General features: G+C 71.7%; 16 protein-coding genes. 10 read left to right on the plus strand and 6 right to left on the minus strand.

The annotated features are described in order from the left end of the window. Nucleotides 1-134: 134 nt before the first annotated feature. Nucleotides 135-2,351 carry a catalase/peroxidase HPI gene (gene katG, locus B072_RS0137655; protein ID WP_018535157.1) on the plus strand — a complete coding sequence of 739 codons (2,217 nt, stop codon included), beginning with the start codon at nt 135-137 and terminating at the stop codon, nt 2,349-2,351. A gap of 152 nt (nt 2,352-2,503) precedes the next feature. Here katG and B072_RS0137660 read toward each other — a convergent pair whose 3' ends face one another. Both B072_RS0137660 and hisN read right to left on the minus strand, forming a co-directional pair. After that, on the minus strand, nt 2,504-2,905 hold the full coding sequence (locus tag B072_RS0137660) for a cyclic nucleotide-binding/CBS domain-containing protein (protein ID WP_018535158.1): 402 nt from the start codon (nt 2,903-2,905) through the stop codon (nt 2,504-2,506). 186 nt (nt 2,906-3,091) lie between these two features. Then, a complete protein-coding gene (hisN, locus tag B072_RS0137665) occupies nt 3,092-3,889 on the minus strand; it encodes a histidinol-phosphatase (RefSeq protein WP_018535159.1) in 798 nt (265 codons plus the stop codon). A gap of 164 nt (nt 3,890-4,053) precedes the next feature. Between hisN and B072_RS0137670 the strand changes: the two genes are divergently transcribed. Beyond that, entirely contained in the window at nt 4,054-4,650 is a 597-nt protein-coding gene (locus B072_RS0137670; RefSeq protein WP_026246715.1) for a TetR/AcrR family transcriptional regulator, read from the plus strand. Nucleotides 4,651-4,682: 32 nt separating this feature from the next. On the opposite strand, the gene B072_RS0137675 is transcribed toward B072_RS0137670, so the two are convergent. From B072_RS0137675 to B072_RS0137690, 4 genes are all read right to left on the minus strand, one after another. Continuing rightward, entirely contained in the window at nt 4,683-5,006 is a 324-nt protein-coding gene (locus B072_RS0137675; protein WP_018535161.1) for a DMT family transporter, read from the minus strand. A 108-nt stretch (nt 5,007-5,114) separates the two neighbouring features. Beyond that, a complete protein-coding gene (gene rsgA, locus B072_RS0137680) occupies nt 5,115-6,125 on the minus strand; it encodes a ribosome small subunit-dependent GTPase A (RefSeq protein ID WP_018535162.1) in 1,011 nt (336 codons plus the stop codon). Between the two features lie 11 nt (nt 6,126-6,136). After that, a complete protein-coding gene (gene aroA / locus B072_RS0137685; protein ID WP_018535163.1) occupies nt 6,137-7,453 on the minus strand; it encodes a 3-phosphoshikimate 1-carboxyvinyltransferase in 1,317 nt (438 codons plus the stop codon). A gap of 36 nt (nt 7,454-7,489) precedes the next feature. Beyond that, a complete protein-coding gene (locus B072_RS0137690) occupies nt 7,490-8,191 on the minus strand; it encodes a M50 family metallopeptidase (RefSeq protein ID WP_018535164.1) in 702 nt (233 codons plus the stop codon). A gap of 54 nt (nt 8,192-8,245) precedes the next feature. On the opposite strand from B072_RS0137690, the gene B072_RS0137695 reads away from it, so the two are divergent. From B072_RS0137695 to def, 8 genes are all read left to right on the plus strand, one after another. Next, entirely contained in the window at nt 8,246-9,061 is an 816-nt protein-coding gene (locus B072_RS0137695) for an SOS response-associated peptidase (RefSeq protein ID WP_078506721.1), read from the plus strand. Nucleotides 9,062-9,260: 199 nt separating this feature from the next. After that, nucleotides 9,261-9,908, plus strand: a complete 648-nt coding sequence (locus B072_RS0137700) for an alpha/beta family hydrolase (protein ID WP_018535166.1) — start codon at nt 9,261-9,263, stop codon at nt 9,906-9,908. A 244-nt stretch (nt 9,909-10,152) separates the two neighbouring features. Further along, complete coding sequence (gene sigR / locus B072_RS0137705; RefSeq protein WP_018535167.1) at nt 10,153-10,827, plus strand: RNA polymerase sigma factor SigR; 675 nt, start codon at nt 10,153-10,155, stop codon at nt 10,825-10,827. Then, nucleotides 10,824-11,114: a mycothiol system anti-sigma-R factor gene (gene rsrA / locus B072_RS0137710; protein ID WP_018535168.1), complete on the plus strand. Its 291-nt coding sequence runs from the start codon at nt 10,824-10,826 to the stop codon at nt 11,112-11,114. Before sigR ends, rsrA begins: the two co-directional genes overlap by 4 nt. Before the next feature lie 209 nt (nt 11,115-11,323). Beyond that, a complete protein-coding gene (locus B072_RS44970) occupies nt 11,324-12,637 on the plus strand; it encodes an HD-GYP domain-containing protein (protein ID WP_018535169.1) in 1,314 nt (437 codons plus the stop codon). Between the two features lie 374 nt (nt 12,638-13,011). Next, a complete protein-coding gene (locus tag B072_RS0137720) occupies nt 13,012-14,244 on the plus strand; it encodes an HD domain-containing protein (protein WP_018535170.1) in 1,233 nt (410 codons plus the stop codon). Nucleotides 14,245-14,349: 105 nt separating this feature from the next. Beyond that, a complete protein-coding gene (locus B072_RS0137725; RefSeq protein WP_026246716.1) occupies nt 14,350-15,330 on the plus strand; it encodes a tetratricopeptide repeat protein in 981 nt (326 codons plus the stop codon). A gap of 127 nt (nt 15,331-15,457) precedes the next feature. Beyond that, on the plus strand, nt 15,458-16,111 hold the full coding sequence (gene def / locus B072_RS0137730) for a peptide deformylase (RefSeq protein ID WP_018535172.1): 654 nt from the start codon (nt 15,458-15,460) through the stop codon (nt 16,109-16,111). Nucleotides 16,112-16,162: the final 51 nt, after the last annotated feature.

Consider the following 16,162-nt stretch of genomic DNA (forward strand, 5'->3'; position numbering starts at 1 on the left):
AGACCAGCCTAACAGTCGGGGGACCAGGTCCCGATCAGGTGTGACTTTGGAGCCTTGCTTGACTTAGACAATGTCCATTGTAGGATCACAAACGGCTCAGGCCAAGCGACAGGACGACTCCGGAAGGGCCCCCAATGTCCGAGAATCACGAAGCAATCGTCACTGACCCGAAGACGGAGGGGGAGGGTGGCTGCCCGGTCGCGCACGGGCGTGCGGCGCATCCGACCCAGGGCGGTGGAAACCGTCAGTGGTGGCCGGAGCGGCTCAATCTGAAGATCCTCGCCAAGAACCCCGCGGTCGCGAACCCGATGGGTGAGGACTTCGACTACCGCGAGGCCTTCAACTCGCTGGACCTCGCCGCCGTCAAGCAGGACGTCGCCGAGGTGCTCACCACCTCGCAGGACTGGTGGCCGGCCGACTTCGGCAACTACGGCCCGCTGATGATCCGTATGGCCTGGCACTCGGCCGGTACGTACCGCATCAGCGACGGCCGCGGCGGTGCCGGCGCCGGTCAGCAGCGCTTCGCCCCGCTCAACAGCTGGCCGGACAACGCGTCCCTCGACAAGGCGCGCCGTCTGCTGTGGCCGGTGAAGAAGAAGTACGGCAAGAACATCTCGTGGGCCGACCTCATGATCCTCACGGGCAACGTCGCGCTCGAGACCATGGGCTTCGAGACCTTCGGCTTCGCCGGCGGCCGCGAGGACGTGTGGGAGGCCGAGGAGGACGTCTACTGGGGTCCCGAGACCGAGTGGCTCGGCGACAAGCGCTACACGGGCGACCGCGAGCTGGAGAACCCGCTCGGCGCCGTGCAGATGGGCCTCATCTACGTCAACCCCGAGGGCCCCAACGGCAACCCGGACCCGGTCGCCGCGGCCCGCGACATCCGTGAGACGTTCCGCCGCATGGCGATGAACGACGAGGAGACCGTCGCCCTCATCGCCGGTGGTCACACCTTCGGCAAGACCCACGGCGCCGGCCCGGCCGACAACGTCGAGGCCGACCCCGAGGCCTCGCCGATGGAGCAGCAGGGCCTCGGCTGGAAGAGCAGCCACGGCACCGGCGTCGGCAAGGACGCCATCACGTCCGGCCTCGAGGTCACCTGGACCAGCACGCCGACGCAGTGGAGCAACGGCTTCTTCGCGAACCTCTTCGAGCACGAGTACGAGCTCACCAAGAGCCCGGCCGGTGCCCACCAGTGGATCGCCAAGGACGCCGAGGCGACCATCCCGGACGCCTTCGACTCCTCGAAGAAGCACCGCCCGACGATGCTCACCACCGACCTCTCGCTGCGCTTCGACCCGGTCTACGAGCAGATCTCGCGGCGCTTCTACGAGAACCCGGAGCAGTTCGCGGACGCCTTCTCCCGCGCCTGGTACAAGCTGACGCACCGTGACATGGGCCCGGTCGTCCGCTACCTCGGCCCGGAGGTCCCGAGCGAGGAGCTGCTGTGGCAGGACCCGCTGCCCGCGCGTGAGGGCGAGCTGATCGACGCCGCGGACGTGGCCTCCCTCAAGGAGCAGATCCTCGGCACCGACCTCACCACCGCGCAGCTGGTCTCCGCCGCCTGGGCCGCCGCCTCCTCCTTCCGCGGCAGCGACAAGCGCGGTGGCGCCAACGGCGCCCGGATCCGCCTCGAGCCGCAGCGCGGCTGGGAGGTCAACAACCCGGACGAGCTCGCCACGGTGCTGCGTGCCCTGGAGGGTGTCCAGGAGTCCTTCAACGCCAAGAGCGCCAAGAAGGTCTCCCTCGCCGACCTCATCGTGCTCGCGGGCACCGCGGCCGTCGAGCGGGCGGCCAAGGACGGCGGCGTCCCGGTCGAGGTCGCGTTCTCGCCGGGCCGTGTCGACGCCTCGCAGGAGCAGACGGACGTCGAGTCGTTCGCCGCGCTCGAGCCGGCCGCCGACGGCTTCCGCAACTACGTCGGCAAGGGCAACCGCCTCCCCGCCGAGTTCCTGCTGATCGACAAGGGCAACCTGCTCAACCTGAGCGCGCCCGAGCTGACCGTCCTCGTCGGCGGTCTGCGCGTCCTCGGCGCCAACGCCGGCGGCTCGAAGCACGGCGTCCTCACCGAGCGTCCGGGCACGCTGACGAACGACTTCTTCGTCAACCTGCTCGACATGGACACCACGTGGAAGTCCACGTCGTCCGCGCAGGACGAGTTCGAGGGCCGCGACGCCTCCGGCGCCGTGAAGTGGACCGGCACCCGTGCCGACCTGGTCTTCGGCTCCAACTCCGAGCTGCGCGCGCTCGCCGAGGTCTACGCGAGCGACGACGCCGAGGAGAAGTTCGTCAAGGACTTCGTCGCGGCGTGGTCGAAGGTCATGGACCTGGACCGGTTCGACCTGCGCTGAGTCACGACCAGCGCCGAGCCTTCGGGCTCCTGACTTCGGTTCGCGTCCGGAGGCCGCGGTCATGGCCCTTCGCGGCCAGCTGACCCGGACGCCTGCCGAGAGCGGGAGGGCCGGTTCCCCTCGGGGAGCCGGCCCTCTTTGTCGTACGTGGCTCAGACGGTCAGGGCCGAGGCGCGCCGGCGTGCCGGTGCCCAGCAGCGGGTGATGTCGCGCACCGAGACGATGCCGACGGGCTCCTGGCCGTCGAGCACGATGAGGTGCCGGAAGCCGCCGTGCGTCATCGCCTCGGCCGCCTCCTCCAGGGTCCACGACGGTGCGGCGAAGACCACGTCCGTCGTGGTGTGGCCGCCCGCGGTCTCGGAGTCCGGGTTCTGGTTCAGGCCGAGGGAGTTGAGGATGTCGCGCTCGGTCAGGATGCCGATGCCGCAGCCGTCGGGGTCGAGGACCACGGCGGCTCCGACGCGGCGGCTGGACATCAGCCGGGCCGCCTGGCGCAGGGTATGAGTGGGTCCGATGGTGAGGACCATCGTGCTCATGGCGTCACGGACGAGCATGGATGGAGCCACCTTCCTGTGCGAGGTACTTGTCCGCCGCTCCGCGAAGCTTCCCGGCAGCGGGAAGCGTGAAGCGGTTCACAAGTTCACAAGTGGGGGGACTCTCAGAGTTACAGGTAAAGGGAATACCAACAAGGGGGCGCGGGAGGCGAGTTCAGGGGCGCCCGCCGCGCACGCGCGCGAGGGTCAGCGGGCGTTCAGGTAGCCGAGCATCTCGTTGTGGAGCAGGCCGTTCGACGCCGCCGCGTTGCCGCTGTGCGGGCCCGGACGCCCGTCGAGGCCGGTGAAGGAGCCTCCGGCCTCGGTCACCACGATCGCGTTCGCCGCCATGTCCCACAGGGAGAGCTCCGGCTCCGCGCAGATGTCGATCGAGCCCTCGGCCACCATCATGTACGGCCAGAAGTCGCCGTAGCCGCGCGTGCGCCAGACCGACCGGGTCAGGTCCAGGAAGCCGTTCAGCCGGCCCTGCTCCTCCCAGCCGCTCAGCGAGGAGTACGCGAAGGAGGCGTCGGCCAGCCGGTTCACCTTGGAGACGTGCAGACGGGACGCGGAGGTCAGGCTGCGGCCCGTGTACGCGCCCGCGCCCTTCGCCGCCCACCAGCGCCGCCCGAGCGCGGGCGCCGAGACGACTCCGACCACCGGCTGGTAGCCGCCCTCGCCCGCCTCCATCAGGGAGATGAGCGTCGCCCAGACCGGGACGCCGCGTACGTAGTTCTTCGTGCCGTCGATCGGGTCGATCACCCAGCGGCGCGGGCCGGTGCCCTCGATGCCGTACTCCTCGCCGAGGATCGCGTCGCGCGGCCTGGCCCGCTGGAGGTTGCCACGGATCAGCTCCTCGGCCGCCTTGTCGGCCTCGCTCACCGGCGTCATGTCCGGCTTCGTCTCGACCTTCAGGTCGAGCGCCTTGAAGCGGGCCATCGTCGCGGCGTCGGCGGCGTCGGCGAGGACGTGGGCGAGACGCAGATCATCGTGGTAATCGGGCATGCCTGCACAGTATCGACCGTGATCGGTCCGGGGCCACAGGGCCCGTGTCCGGAACCGGGGCCGAGACCGGCGCCGTGGGGGTGCGCGGGCTATTGACAGTGCGGACAAGCCCGTCAACTCTGGCGAAACAAGCCGTACGTACACGGCGGCCCGGGGAGGCGACGATGCCTGCAGCGCGGGAATCCCTTCTGGACGCGGCCTACACGGCGCTCGCGCGACGGCCGTGGGGCGGGGTCCGGATGGTCGACGTGGCCGCCGTGGCCGGAGTGTCACGGCAGACGCTCTACAACGAGTTCGGCAGCAAGGAGGGCCTGGCCCGGGCGCTGGTGCGGCGCGAGGCCGACGCGTACCTCGCGGGGGTCGACCGGGCCCTGAAGGAGGGCGGGCTCGACGCGGTCGCGGAGTGGACGGTGAGCTGCGCCCGGCGCAATCCGCTGGTGCGGGCCGTGCTCACGGGGTGCTGGAGCGAGCGGCTGCCGTCGCCGACGCTGTCCGCGGTGCCGTCCTCCTCCGCGGTGCCGGCCCAGCGGCGCGCCGACGGTCCGCTGCCGGCGCCGGGGGACTTCGTCACGGCCGTACGGGACCGGGCGCTCGGGGCGCTCGGGGTGGCGGGGGCCTCGAAGGTGGAGGGCGAGGCGCTGGTGCGGGACTGCGAGGTGGCGGTGCGGCTCGCTCTGTCCTGTGTGATGGCGCCGGCCGGGGACGGTGGGGTCGGGCGGCTGGTGCGGGAGGTCCTGGGGCGTGGGCGGGGCCCCGGCTGAGGGCGGCACCCCGGCGCGGGCGAGCGGCCGACCTAGTGCCCCGACCCCGAGAGCTGGAGGCCGATCACGCCCGCGATGACCAGGCTGATCGAGACGATCTTCAGGGTCGAGACCATGTCGCCCAGGAAGATCATTCCGTAGATCGCGGTGCCCGCCGCGCCGATGCCCGTCCACACCGCGTACGCCGGTCCCACGTCGAGCTTCTTCAGAGACAGGGTCAGCAGACCGAAGCTGCCGAGCGCGAAACAGGCGAACGCGATCGTCGGCCACAGGCGGGTGAAGCCGTGCGAGAGCTTCAGGCAGACGGCGAAACCGGTCTCCAGAAGCCCTGCGACGACGACCAGCAACCACGCCATGTGTTGTGCCTCCCGCGTTCCACTGATCCCGGTCAACCTGCGATCTTGCGTCCGGCTTGGTGCGATTATGCCTTTACCGGAGCGTGGGGGCAGCAAACAAGCCGGAGGTCAGTCGCCATCGCGGCGCTCGCGCGTCGCCAGCAGACGGCGCAGCGAGTACAGCCGGGCCGGGTCCGCGTGACCCTCGGCCACCCAGGCGTCCAGGGCGCAGTCCGGCTCGTCGTGGCTGCACGCGCGCGGGCAGTTCTCCGTGCCGGGCTCCAGGTCGGGGAAGGCGTGGATGACGCGCGACGGGTCCACGTGGTGCAGGCCGAAGGAGCGCACGCCCGGAGTGTCGATCACCCAGCCCGCGTCGCCCGACAGGGGCAGGGCGAGCGCCGAGGTCGTGGTGTGGCGGCCGCGGCCGGTGACGGCGTTGACGAGCCCCGTCGAACGCCGGCGGTCCTCCGGCACCAGCGCGTTCACGAGCGTCGTCTTGCCGACGCCCGAGTGACCGACGAACGCCGTGATCTTGCCGTCCAGCTGCTCGCGGACCCGGGCGACGGCCGTGCCGTCCTCCAGCTCCTGGCGGCTGGTGACCACGTACGGGATGTCCAGGTCGCCGTACAGGTCGAGGATCTTGGACGGCTCCGCCAGGTCCGACTTGGTGAGCACCAGGAGCGGGGAGAGGCCGCCGTCGTACGCCGCCACGAGGCAGCGGTCGATCATGCGCGGGCGCGGCTCGGGGTCGGCGAGCGCGGTGACGATGGCGAGCTGGTCGGCGTTGGCGACGACGACGCGCTCGTACGGGTCGTCGTCGTCCGCCGTGCGCCGCAGCACCGAGGTGCGGCTCGCGATGCGGACGATGCGGGCGAGGGTGTCCTTCTTGCCGGACAGATCACCGACGACCCAGACCCGGTCGCCCACGATCGCCGCCTTGCGGCCCAGCTCACGGGCCTTCATGGCGTGGACCGGGATGTCGTCGATGAGGACGGTGAGCCGCCCCCGGTCGACGGTGAGGACCATGCCCTCCGCCGCGTCCTCGTGCTTGGGCCGGATGTTGGTCCGCGGCCGGTTCCCCTTGCGGTTGGGGCGCTGGCGGATGTCGTCCTCGTCGGTGTTCTTGCCGTAGCGGCGCATCGCGATGTCCCCTACGCCCCGAGCATTCCGGTCCACATGGCGGGGAAGTCCGGCAGGGTCTTGGCGGTCGTCGCCACGTTCTCGATCTGAACGCCCTCCACGGCCAGGCCGATGATCGCGCCCGCGGTGGCCATGCGGTGGTCGTCGTACGTGTGGAAGATCCCGCCGTGCATCCGGCGCGGGCGGATGTGCAGACCGTCGGCGGTCTCGGTCACGTCACCACCCAGCTCGTTGATCTCCTTGGTGAGCGCGGCGAGCCGGTCGGTCTCGTGCAGGCGCAGGTGGGCGACGCCGCGCAGGCTGGACGGGCCGTCGGCGAGGGCCGCGACGGCGGCGATGCCGGGGGTCAGCTCGCCGACCTCGCTCAGGTCCACGTCGATGCCGTGGATCGAGCCGGAACCGGTGAACTCCAGTCCCCGCTCGGTCAGTTCGCAGCTGCCGCCCATCTGCGTGAAGATGTCGCGCAGCGCGTCGCCGGGCTGCGTGGTGCGGGCCGGCCAGTCGGGGATCGTCACCGAGCCGCCGGTGACCAGGGCCGCCGCCAGGAACGGCTGGGCGTTCGAGAGGTCCGGCTCGATCGTGATGTCGCGGCCGAGCAGGGCGCCGGGGGTGACCCGCCACACGTTCGGCTCGCCGCCCGACTCCGGGGTGTCGACCTGGGCGCCGACCGCGCGCAGCATGTCGACCGTCATGCGGATGTGCGGCATGGACGGGAGGGAGGAGCCGGTGTGGCGGACCTCCACTCCCTGGTTGAAGCGCGGGGCCGACAGCAGCAGGGCGCTCACGAACTGGGAGGACGACGAGGCGTCGATCTCGACCTGGCCGCCGTCCAGCGCGCCGCCGCCGTGCACGGTCAGTGGGAGCGCGCCGCGCCCCTCGTCGTCGATCCGGGCGCCGAGCACGCGCAGCGCGTCGATCACGCCGTGCAGCGGACGCTCGTACGAACGGGGGTCGCCGTCGAACCGGATCGGCCCGTCGGCGAGTGCCGCGACCGGCGGCAGGAAGCGCATGACCGTACCCGCGTTGCCGACGTCGACCGTGGCCGGGCCCTGAAGCCCGGACGGGATCACGCGCCAGGCCTCGCCGGAGCCGTCGGGGCCCACGCCCTCCTCGATGCCGACGCCCATCGCGCGCAGGGCGCCCGCCATCAGCAGGCTGTCGCGGGAGCGCAGCGGGCGGCGCAGCCAGCCCGGCTCGGCGGCGAGGGCGGCCAGGACGAGCGCCCGGTTGGTGACGGATTTGGACCCCGGCACCTGGACGGTGGCGTCGACGGCGCCGCTCGCGAGGGGAGCGGGCCAGAGAGCGGTGTGCGCGGGGTTCGTGGTCATGCCTTTACTTTAGTGGGCCCCTGCGGAGCCACCCGTTCACCGCCCCAGGAGCCAGCGACCGCCGCCCAGTAGTGAGCACAGTGAGACGGCGTGGAAGAAAAAGAGCCACATTCCCGCGGGAACGTGCGTGAGGCGGGAGAGCTGGTCCGCGTCGGAGTCCCCGGCCCCGCCCCGGCGCCGCTTCGACTGCAGCTCGAACGCCGGACGAACACCGCCGAGCAGCAGGAACCACACCACCGCGTACGCGAACGCCGCCTGCACCTGCGGCCCCGCCAGCCAGGACACCAGCACGAACGCGCCGCCCGTGACCACGACGGTGAGCACCCCGTACGCGTTTCTGATCATCACCAGCATCGCCACGAGCAGCGCCGTCGCCACCCACAGCAGCAGCGTGATGTGCCCGGCCCCGAGGAGCGCCGCGCCGCCGAGGCCGAGCAGCGGCGGGGCCGTGTACCCGGCGGCCGCGGTCAGGATCATGCCGATGCCGTGCGGTTTGCCGCGGCTGACGGTCAGGCCGCTGGTGTCCGAGTGCAGCCGGATGCCGTCGAGGCGGCGGCCCATCAACAGGGCGATCAGGCCGTGGCCGCCCTCGTGGGCGATGGTGATGGCGTTGCGGGAGAGCCGCCAGACGTTGTGCGGGACGATCGCGGCGAGGGCGACGACACCGGTGGCGATCACCACCCACTCGTCGGGGTCGGACTGGGTTCCGAAGATGCGGTCCCAGAGGCTGGCGTCCATGGGGTTTGCGGGCTCCCGTTCGGTGGGGGGCGTGTTTCTGGCACTGTGGCACGTATGTGCGGACGGTATGCATCGAGTCGTAGGCCCGAGGATCTCGCAGGAATCTTTGAGATCGAGAAGTGGGAGCCGGAGGAGGCGTACGAGCCCGACTTCAACGTGGCTCCCACGAAAGAGGTCTACGCGGTCCTCGATCGCCCCGTGAAAGAGGCCGAGGACCCGCGTCCGGTTCGCCAGCTGCGCAAGCTCAAGTGGGGGCTCGTGCCGTCGTGGGCGAAGACGCCGGAGGGCGGCGCCCGGATGATCAACGCGCGGGCCGAGACCGTGCACGAGAAGCCGTCGTACCGGAAGGCCTTCGCCACACGGCGCTGCATCATCCCCGCCGACGGCTATTACGAGTGGGTGACCGCGACGGCCGAGCGGGACCTGGAGGTCGAGGGCAAGAAGAAGCGGCCGCGCAAGCAGCCGTACTTCGTGACGCCTGCGGACGGGTCGGTGTTCGCGATGGCGGGCCTGTACGAGTTCTGGCGGGACCGCACGCTGCCGGACGAGCATCCGCTGGCCTGGTGGGTGACGTGCTCCGTGATCACGCTGGAGGCGGAGACCTCGCCGCTCGGCGTCGCGCCGAAGGAGGGGCCGCGGTCGCTCGCGGACATTCATCCCCGGATGCCGCTGATGCTGACGCCGGACCGGTGGGACGCGTGGCTGGACCCGGCGCGGACCGAGGTCGAGGACGTGCGGTCGCTGCTCGCGGCTCCGCCGGAGGGATTGATGCGGGCGTATCCCGTGTCCACCGCGGTGAGCAATGTCCGCAACAACGGGCCCGAGCTGCTGACGGAGCTGGAGGGGCCGGAGGAGGGGACGCTCTTCTGAGGGCGTCACGTTGCCGGGTGCGGGCCCGGTGGGGCTTCTCGCGCAGTTCCCCGCGCCCCTGAAGCGTGCGCTGCGCGCAGCCTCCCCTGGGTGAGCGGAGCTCGTCTCAGGGGCGCGGGGAACTGCGCGACCAGCCACAGACCACCCGCGGCCGCCCACGTTCCACCGACACCCGCCCCCGTTGGGCGATCATGGCCCGGTGACCCGAACCGAGATCGTCCCCACCGAGACAGGTGACGCCCGCGTCACCTGGTATCCGGGCAGGAACCCGCACCTGGTCCTGGCGGCGAGCCACGGCGCAGGCGGTGGCATCGAGGCCCGTGATCTGCAGGCCCTCGCCGCGACCCTGCCCGCCCACGGAGTGACCGTCGCCCTGGTCGAGCAGCCCTGGCGCGTGGCAGGGAAGAAGGTGGCCCCCGCGCCGAAGACCCTCGACACCGGGTGGCGGGGGCTGTGGCCCGCGCTGAGCGGGCCCGGGCTGCCCGTGATCGCCGGAGGCAGAAGCGCCGGGGCCCGCGTCGCCTGCCGGACCGCCCGGGAGCTGGGCGCCGCCGCCGTGCTCGCGCTGAGCTTCCCGCTGCACCCGCCGGGCAGGCCCGAGAAGTCCCGGGCCGAGGAACTGATCGGCGCCGGGGTGCCGACGCTCGTCGTACAGGGCGGCAACGACCCGTTCGGGAAGCCCGCCGAGTTCCCGGACCAGGGCGCGTACGAGCTCGTCGAAGTGCCGTACGGGGACCACGGGTTCGCCGTGCCGAAACGGGCCGACATCGGGCAGGACGAGGCCCTCGACGTCATCACCGGGGCCGTCGTCACGTGGGTCCGGTCACTCGACCGGCCTCGGGGGTAGCGCCCGGGAATGTCGAGTGCGCGACCACTGTTGTGCGGACTGTCGGTGCACAGAGTTCGTACGAGAGGAAGTCCGCCGCATGGGTTCGACCATCTGCCCGAGCCGTGCCACCACTCCTGACCTGGAGTGGACGGTGCTGAGCGCGGCCAAGACCGCTCCTATTCGGGCGGCGGGCGGACCGGATCGTCGTCTATCCTCCGATTCGAGTGGGACCTCTTTGGGTCTCGCGACGTCGTTTGAGGAGGTGGGTCCGGTCACAGGGACCGACGCAGGGACCGAACACGGCCAGGCGGACGAGGGGCCCGAGCCGGTGGAGAGCGCTGCCGAGCGCAGCGCGCGCTTCGAGCGGGACGCGCTGGAGTTCCTCGACCAGATGTACTCGGCCGCGCTGCGCATGACGCGCAACCCGGCGGACGCCGAGGACCTGGTGCAGGAGACGTACGCCAAGGCGTACGCGTCGTTCCACCAGTTCCGTGAGGGCACGAACCTCAAGGCGTGGCTGTACCGGATCCTGACGAACACCTTCATCAACTCGTACCGCAAGAAGCAGCGCGAGCCCCAGCGCAGTGCCGCCGAGGAGATCGAGGACTGGCAGCTGGCGCGCGCCGAGTCGCACATGTCGACCGGTCTGCGCTCCGCCGAGTCGCAGGCGCTCGACCACCTGCCCGACTCGGACGTGAAGTCGGCCCTGCAGGCGATCCCGGAGGAATTCCGCATCGCCGTCTATCTCGCCGACGTAGAGGGCTTTGCGTACAAGGAGATCGCGGACATCATGGGGACACCCATCGGGACAGTGATGTCCCGGCTCCACCGGGGACGCCGCCAGCTGCGCGGCATGCTGGAGGACTACGCCCGTGACCGCGGGCTCGTCCCGGCCGGCGCCGGAGAGTCGGACGAAGCGAAAGGCTCGGGCTCATGAGCTGCGGAGAGCCGCACGAGACGGACTGCAGTGAGGTCCTGGACCATCTCTACGAGTATCTCGACCACGAGATGCCGGATCCGGACTGCACCAAGTTCGAGGTGCACTTCGAGGAGTGCTCCCCGTGCCTGGAGAAGTACGGCCTCGAGCAGGCCGTGAAGAAGCTGGTCAAGCGGTGCTGCGGCTCGGACGACGTGCCCAGCGATCTGCGGGCCAAGGTCATGGGACGGATCGAAGTGATCCGTTCCGGCCAGGCGACGCCCGACGAGGGCAGTCCGCTCGCCTGAGCGGCCGTGAGCCGCGCCGCTCCGGCGCCTCTGTGGCCAACTGCCGCATCTGAGGTGGGAGTTGGGGGCGCGTTCGCCGCTCGGTTCACTCGATCGTGCTAATCCGGGGTCTTCTGTCCCGGTAATCGACGTGATGCCGCCCGGACGGCGCGCCCCGCGGCCTAATCTCTGGTCTCCGTGAACTGAGTGTCACGGGGAGGGAGTTGGGCATGCGGTCGGTTCCGCCGGTGGCCGGTGCGTATGTGCTGCTGACAGCGGGAGCCGGTGCCCTCTGTGCCGCGCCCGCCTTCTTCTCCGACACCTCCTGGCCCGCCGTCGCGCTGCTCGCCTGCGTGTACGTGGGCTGCGGGCAGGCCGGACGGGCGCCTCGGGGGATGGGGACGTTCTTCCCGGTACTGCTCGCAGGAGCGTTTGTGCTGCCGCCGGCCGCCGCCGCGCTCGTCGCTGTTCCGGGCGCTCTGCTCGGTCCCGTCGAGCGGCGCCCCAAAGGGCTGCGCCGGGTGTGGCGGGCGGCTCAACTCGCCCTCGCCGTATGGGCGTCCGCGCAGGTCTTCGGTGCGTTCGGCGGGCCCGAGGCGATCTCCGCGCCGCGATTTCCCTACGCCCTCGCACCCGGCGGCGCCGCCGTCCTCGTCTTCTGCGGGGTGCTCGCCGTGCTCGACGGGGGGATCCTCGCCGCGGCCGAGCGGGTCCCGCTGCGGGCCGCGTGGCGCGGGTTGCTGCTGCGCTCGCTGGCGCCGGTCGCGGTGCACGGGCTTGCCGGGCTCATGATGGCGGTGCTCTGGACGAGCTCGTACGGGCCCGTCTCCGCGCTGCTCATCCTGCTGCCGATGTACATCTCCTGCTGGGTGTTCGCCCAGTACCAGCGCGAGCGGTCCGCCCATCAGGCGACGATCCGTGCCCTCGTCCAGGCCGTCGACATCAAGGACGGGTACACCCGCGGGCACAGCGAACGGGTCGGCCAGGCGTCGATGATGATCGCGCGCGAGCTGGGGATGCCGGACGAGCGGGCCGAGGTGCTGCGGTTCGCCGGGATCCTGCACGACGTGGGCAAACTCGGCGTTCCCACACGGCTGTTGAGGAAGGACGGCCCGCTGACTCCCGAGGAACGGGAGATCATCCAGCTGCATCCCGAGTACGGGCACGAGATGGTGCGCGGGATCGGGTTCCTGGGGGAGGCGCGGGCGGCGATCCTCCACCATCACGAGCGGCTCGACGGCAGCGGGTATCCGTACGGGCTCGTCGGGACGCAGATCCCGGAGTTCGCGCGGGTGGTGGCGGTGGCGGACGCGTTCGACGCCATGACCTCCACGCGTACGTACTCGCGGGCGCGGCCGGTGGAGGTCGCTGTCGCGGAGCTGGAGCGGTGCGCGGGGACGCAGTTCGATCCGGTGATGGTCGGGGCGTTGGTGCGGGCGCTGCGACGGGAGGGGTGGCATCCGGTGGTGACGGCGGACGAGGCGGGCGGGGTGCCCGCGGCCCGGTCCGAAGGGGTGCCGGTGCCGGGGGCGGCGTCGCTGTGACGGGGCCGGGGGCTGATTCAGGGGTGCCCGGTGGTGGTGGGCGCGGCTCGGAGCCGGTGCGGGGGGCCGGCGGCGGGGCGCGGGGTGCCGGGGGGCGCCGCCCCGCGCCGGGGTGGCGGCCCGCCCAGGAGGCGCCCGGCGCCGGGGGCCGCCTTGCCCACCATGCCGCCCAAAGTGGCCGATTGCCCAAGGCGAGGGCGGCCGCGAAGTCGCCCAGGTCGGGGGCGGCGGGCGACCTGCCGGAGACGGTGGCCGGGGGGACCGAGGCGAGAGCGATGGGCGAGTGGACCAGGGTGGGAGTGGGGGGCGGGTTGCCCAAGGCGTGGGGTGGGGCCCGGGCGGGGGGTGAGGTTCGGGGGAGGGGGCGGGTGCCTGTGGTGGTGGTGCTTGTGTATGTCGTCGCCGGGGCCGTCACACTGCTCGCTCTGTGGAGCACCGCGTGGCGGGGGCTCGACGAGCGGGCGATCGCCGTGGGGTTCGGGCTGCTCGTCGCCGTGGGGGAGCTGACGCGGTGGGGCGGGGGCGGGGACCGGGAGTCGGCGCCGCTCGGGGCCGCGGGGGCGCTGGGGTACGCGCTGCTGGGGGAGAAGGCAGGGGAAGCCACGCACCACGGGGTGCTGCAGGTCGTCGCCGTCGCCGTCGCGGGCGCGCTCGTCGGGTGCGTACCGCATGTGGCCCGCGGAAAGGGTCCCTCGCTCGATCACATGGCGCGGCGCGTACTGACCGTGTGGTTCGCCGCGGTCTGTTTCCAACCGCTGTACAACCAGCGCAGGTTGGCGGACTGGTTCGGCGACGGGGCGTACTACGCGCTGGCCGTCGTCGGACTGCTCGCGCTGACCGGGCTGTGCGACGCCGTGCTCGCCGCCGCCATGTCCCGAGCGCGCACGCGCTGGCCGTTCGGGCCGCTGTTGCGCGACGAGATGCGGGCCATGCTCGGCATCGGGTCCGCCGTGTGCGCGACGGGGGCCGTCATGGCGCTCGCCGTCGCCGTCGCCGGACTGTGGGCGCTGCCCGTCATCAGCCTGCCGCTGCTCCTGACCCAGCTGGCCTTCCGGCGCTACTCCGCGGTCAAGGCCACGTACCGGCAGACCATCGCCTCGCTGGCCCGCGCCACCGAGATCGCCGGCTACACCCCGCACGGGCACGCCCACCGGGTGGCGGCGCTGAGCCGTGCCATAGGGCGTGACCTGGGGCTGTCCGGGCCCGATCTGACCGTTCTGGAGTACGCGGCGCTGATGCACGACATCGGGCAGCTCTCCCTCGTCGATCCCGTGGCCGAAGGGGCCACCGCGGAGCTGCCGCCCGCCCAGCAGCGGCGCATAGCCCTCCTCGGCGGCGCCGTCGTCCGGCAGACCGGCGTGGACGCGCAGGTCGCCGTCGTCGTCGAGCGGCAGGCCGATCCGTACCGTGAACAGCCGCTCACCGCGCGGATTGTGCGGACAGCGAACGCCTACGAGGAGATGTCCAGGGGAACAGGGCCCCAGGGGCCGCTCGCCGCCCTGGAGAAGCTGCGTCTGGCCACCGGCCGGCAGTACCAGCCGGAGGTGGTGGAGGCGCTCGCGCGGGTGGTCTCGCACCCCGGTCTGAGCCTAGGGTCGGCTGGGTAACCCATGGGTAATGAGCGGGTGTCCGACCGTCCGTGGTTGGATGCGAAGGAGCGACCAAAGAGGGTGTCCGGGGGCACAGACCTCAAGTATCGGCAGGCGGGAATCGTGAGGATCTTCGGCAAGGGACGGCACCGGCCCTCCGCCTCGTGGCGGCAGGCCACAGATCGTGCGTTCACGCTGATCGGCGACGGCCGGTACGAGGACGCGGGCGCGCTGCTGACCCGCGCCGCGGACCTGGAGCCGTGGCTGTCCGAGTCCTGGTTCAACCTCGCGCTGCTGCACAAGTTCCGGCACGACTGGGAGCAGGCGCGCACCGCCGGTCTGCGGGCCGTCGCGCTGCTCGACCGGGAGACCGGCGCCCCTGACTGGTGGAACGTGGGCATCGCCGCCACCGCCCTGCAGGACTGGCCGCTGGCCCGGCGGGCCTGGCAGGCGTACGGGCTCAAGGTGCCCGGCGGCGCCACCGCGGCCGGGGAGCCCACGGGGATGGAGCTCGGCAGCGCCGCCGTGCGGCTCTCGCCGGAGGGCGAGGCCGAGGTCGTGTGGGGGCGCAGGCTGGACCCCGCGCGCATCGAGGTGCTGTCCATCCCGCTGCCCTCCTCCGGGCGCCGCTGGGGCGAGGTCGTCCTGCACGACGGGGTGCCGCACGGCGAGCGGACCACCACCGCCGGGCACTCGTACCCCGTCTTCGACGAGATCGAGCTCTGGGCGCCCTCGCCCGTACCCACGTGGGTCGTGCTCCTGGAGGCGGCCACCGAGTCCGACCGGGACGCCCTGGAGCGGCTGGCCGCCGACGCCGGGTTCGCCGCCGAGGACTGGTCGTCGTCGGTGCGGCTGCTGTGCCGGATGTGCTCGGAGTCGCGGATGCCGTCCGACGAGGGCGACGGGGAGCACCTCGATCCGCACGACCACAGTGAGCCGGGGCACCCCGGGCCGCTGGGGCACCGGACCGACGGGCAGCTGTGGGTGCCGGAGCGCGAGTGCGGGGTGGCCGCGCCGGCCTCTCTGGTGCGGGGGTTGCTGGACGGGTGGGTCGCGGATTCGCCGGACTCTCGGGACTGGCGGGATCTCGAAGAGGTGTGTTGAGGTGCGTTGCCGTCCGCGGACCCGTCGTGGTCGCTCGCGCCGTTCCCCCGCGCCCCTGACGGGGCGCTCCTTGCCTCCCCGTACCCTGTAGGAACACCCCGTTTCCCTAGGAAGGCTTACGTCCGTCATGGCTCAGCAGGACACCGACGACCAGCAGCACGACGGCGTGCTTCCCGTCGACGACGAGGGCTTCGTCGTCGACACCGAGGACTGCGAGGCGCGCGAGGCGGCATACCGGGAGCGGGGGACGTCGCGCCCGATCACCGTCGTCGGGAACCCGGTCCTGCACAAGGAGTGCAAGGACGTCACCGAGTTCGACGCGGAGCTCGCGCAGCTCGTCGACGACATGTTCGCCAGCCAGCGCACCGCCGAGGGCGTCGGCCTCGCCGCCAACCAGATCGGCGTCGACCGCAAGGTCTTCGTCTACGACTGCCCGGACGACGAGGGCGTGCGCCACACCGGTGTCGTCGTCAACCCGGTCCTGCGGGAACTGCCCGCCGAGCAGCGGCGCCTCGACGACTCGAACGAGGGCTGCCTGTCCGTGCCGACCGCCTACGCCGAGCTGGCACGCCCGGACTACGCGGTGGTCACCGGCCAGGACGAGAAGGGCAACCCGATCACCGTGCGCGGCACCGGCTACTTCGCGCGCTGCCTGCAGCACGAGACGGACCACCTGTACGGGTACCTGTACATCGACCGCCTCTCCAAGCGTGAGCGCAAGAACGCCCTGAAGCAGATGGCCGAGGGCACCCCGCGCTACCCCGTGGTCGCCAACGACTGAGCAACTCTTCGGCCCTGTGGGGTAGTTGAGCCCTGAAGCGGCGCCTGGTAC

This window comes from Streptomyces sp. HmicA12 (assembly GCF_000373565.1).
Lineage (GTDB): Bacteria > Actinomycetota > Actinomycetes > Streptomycetales > Streptomycetaceae > Streptomyces.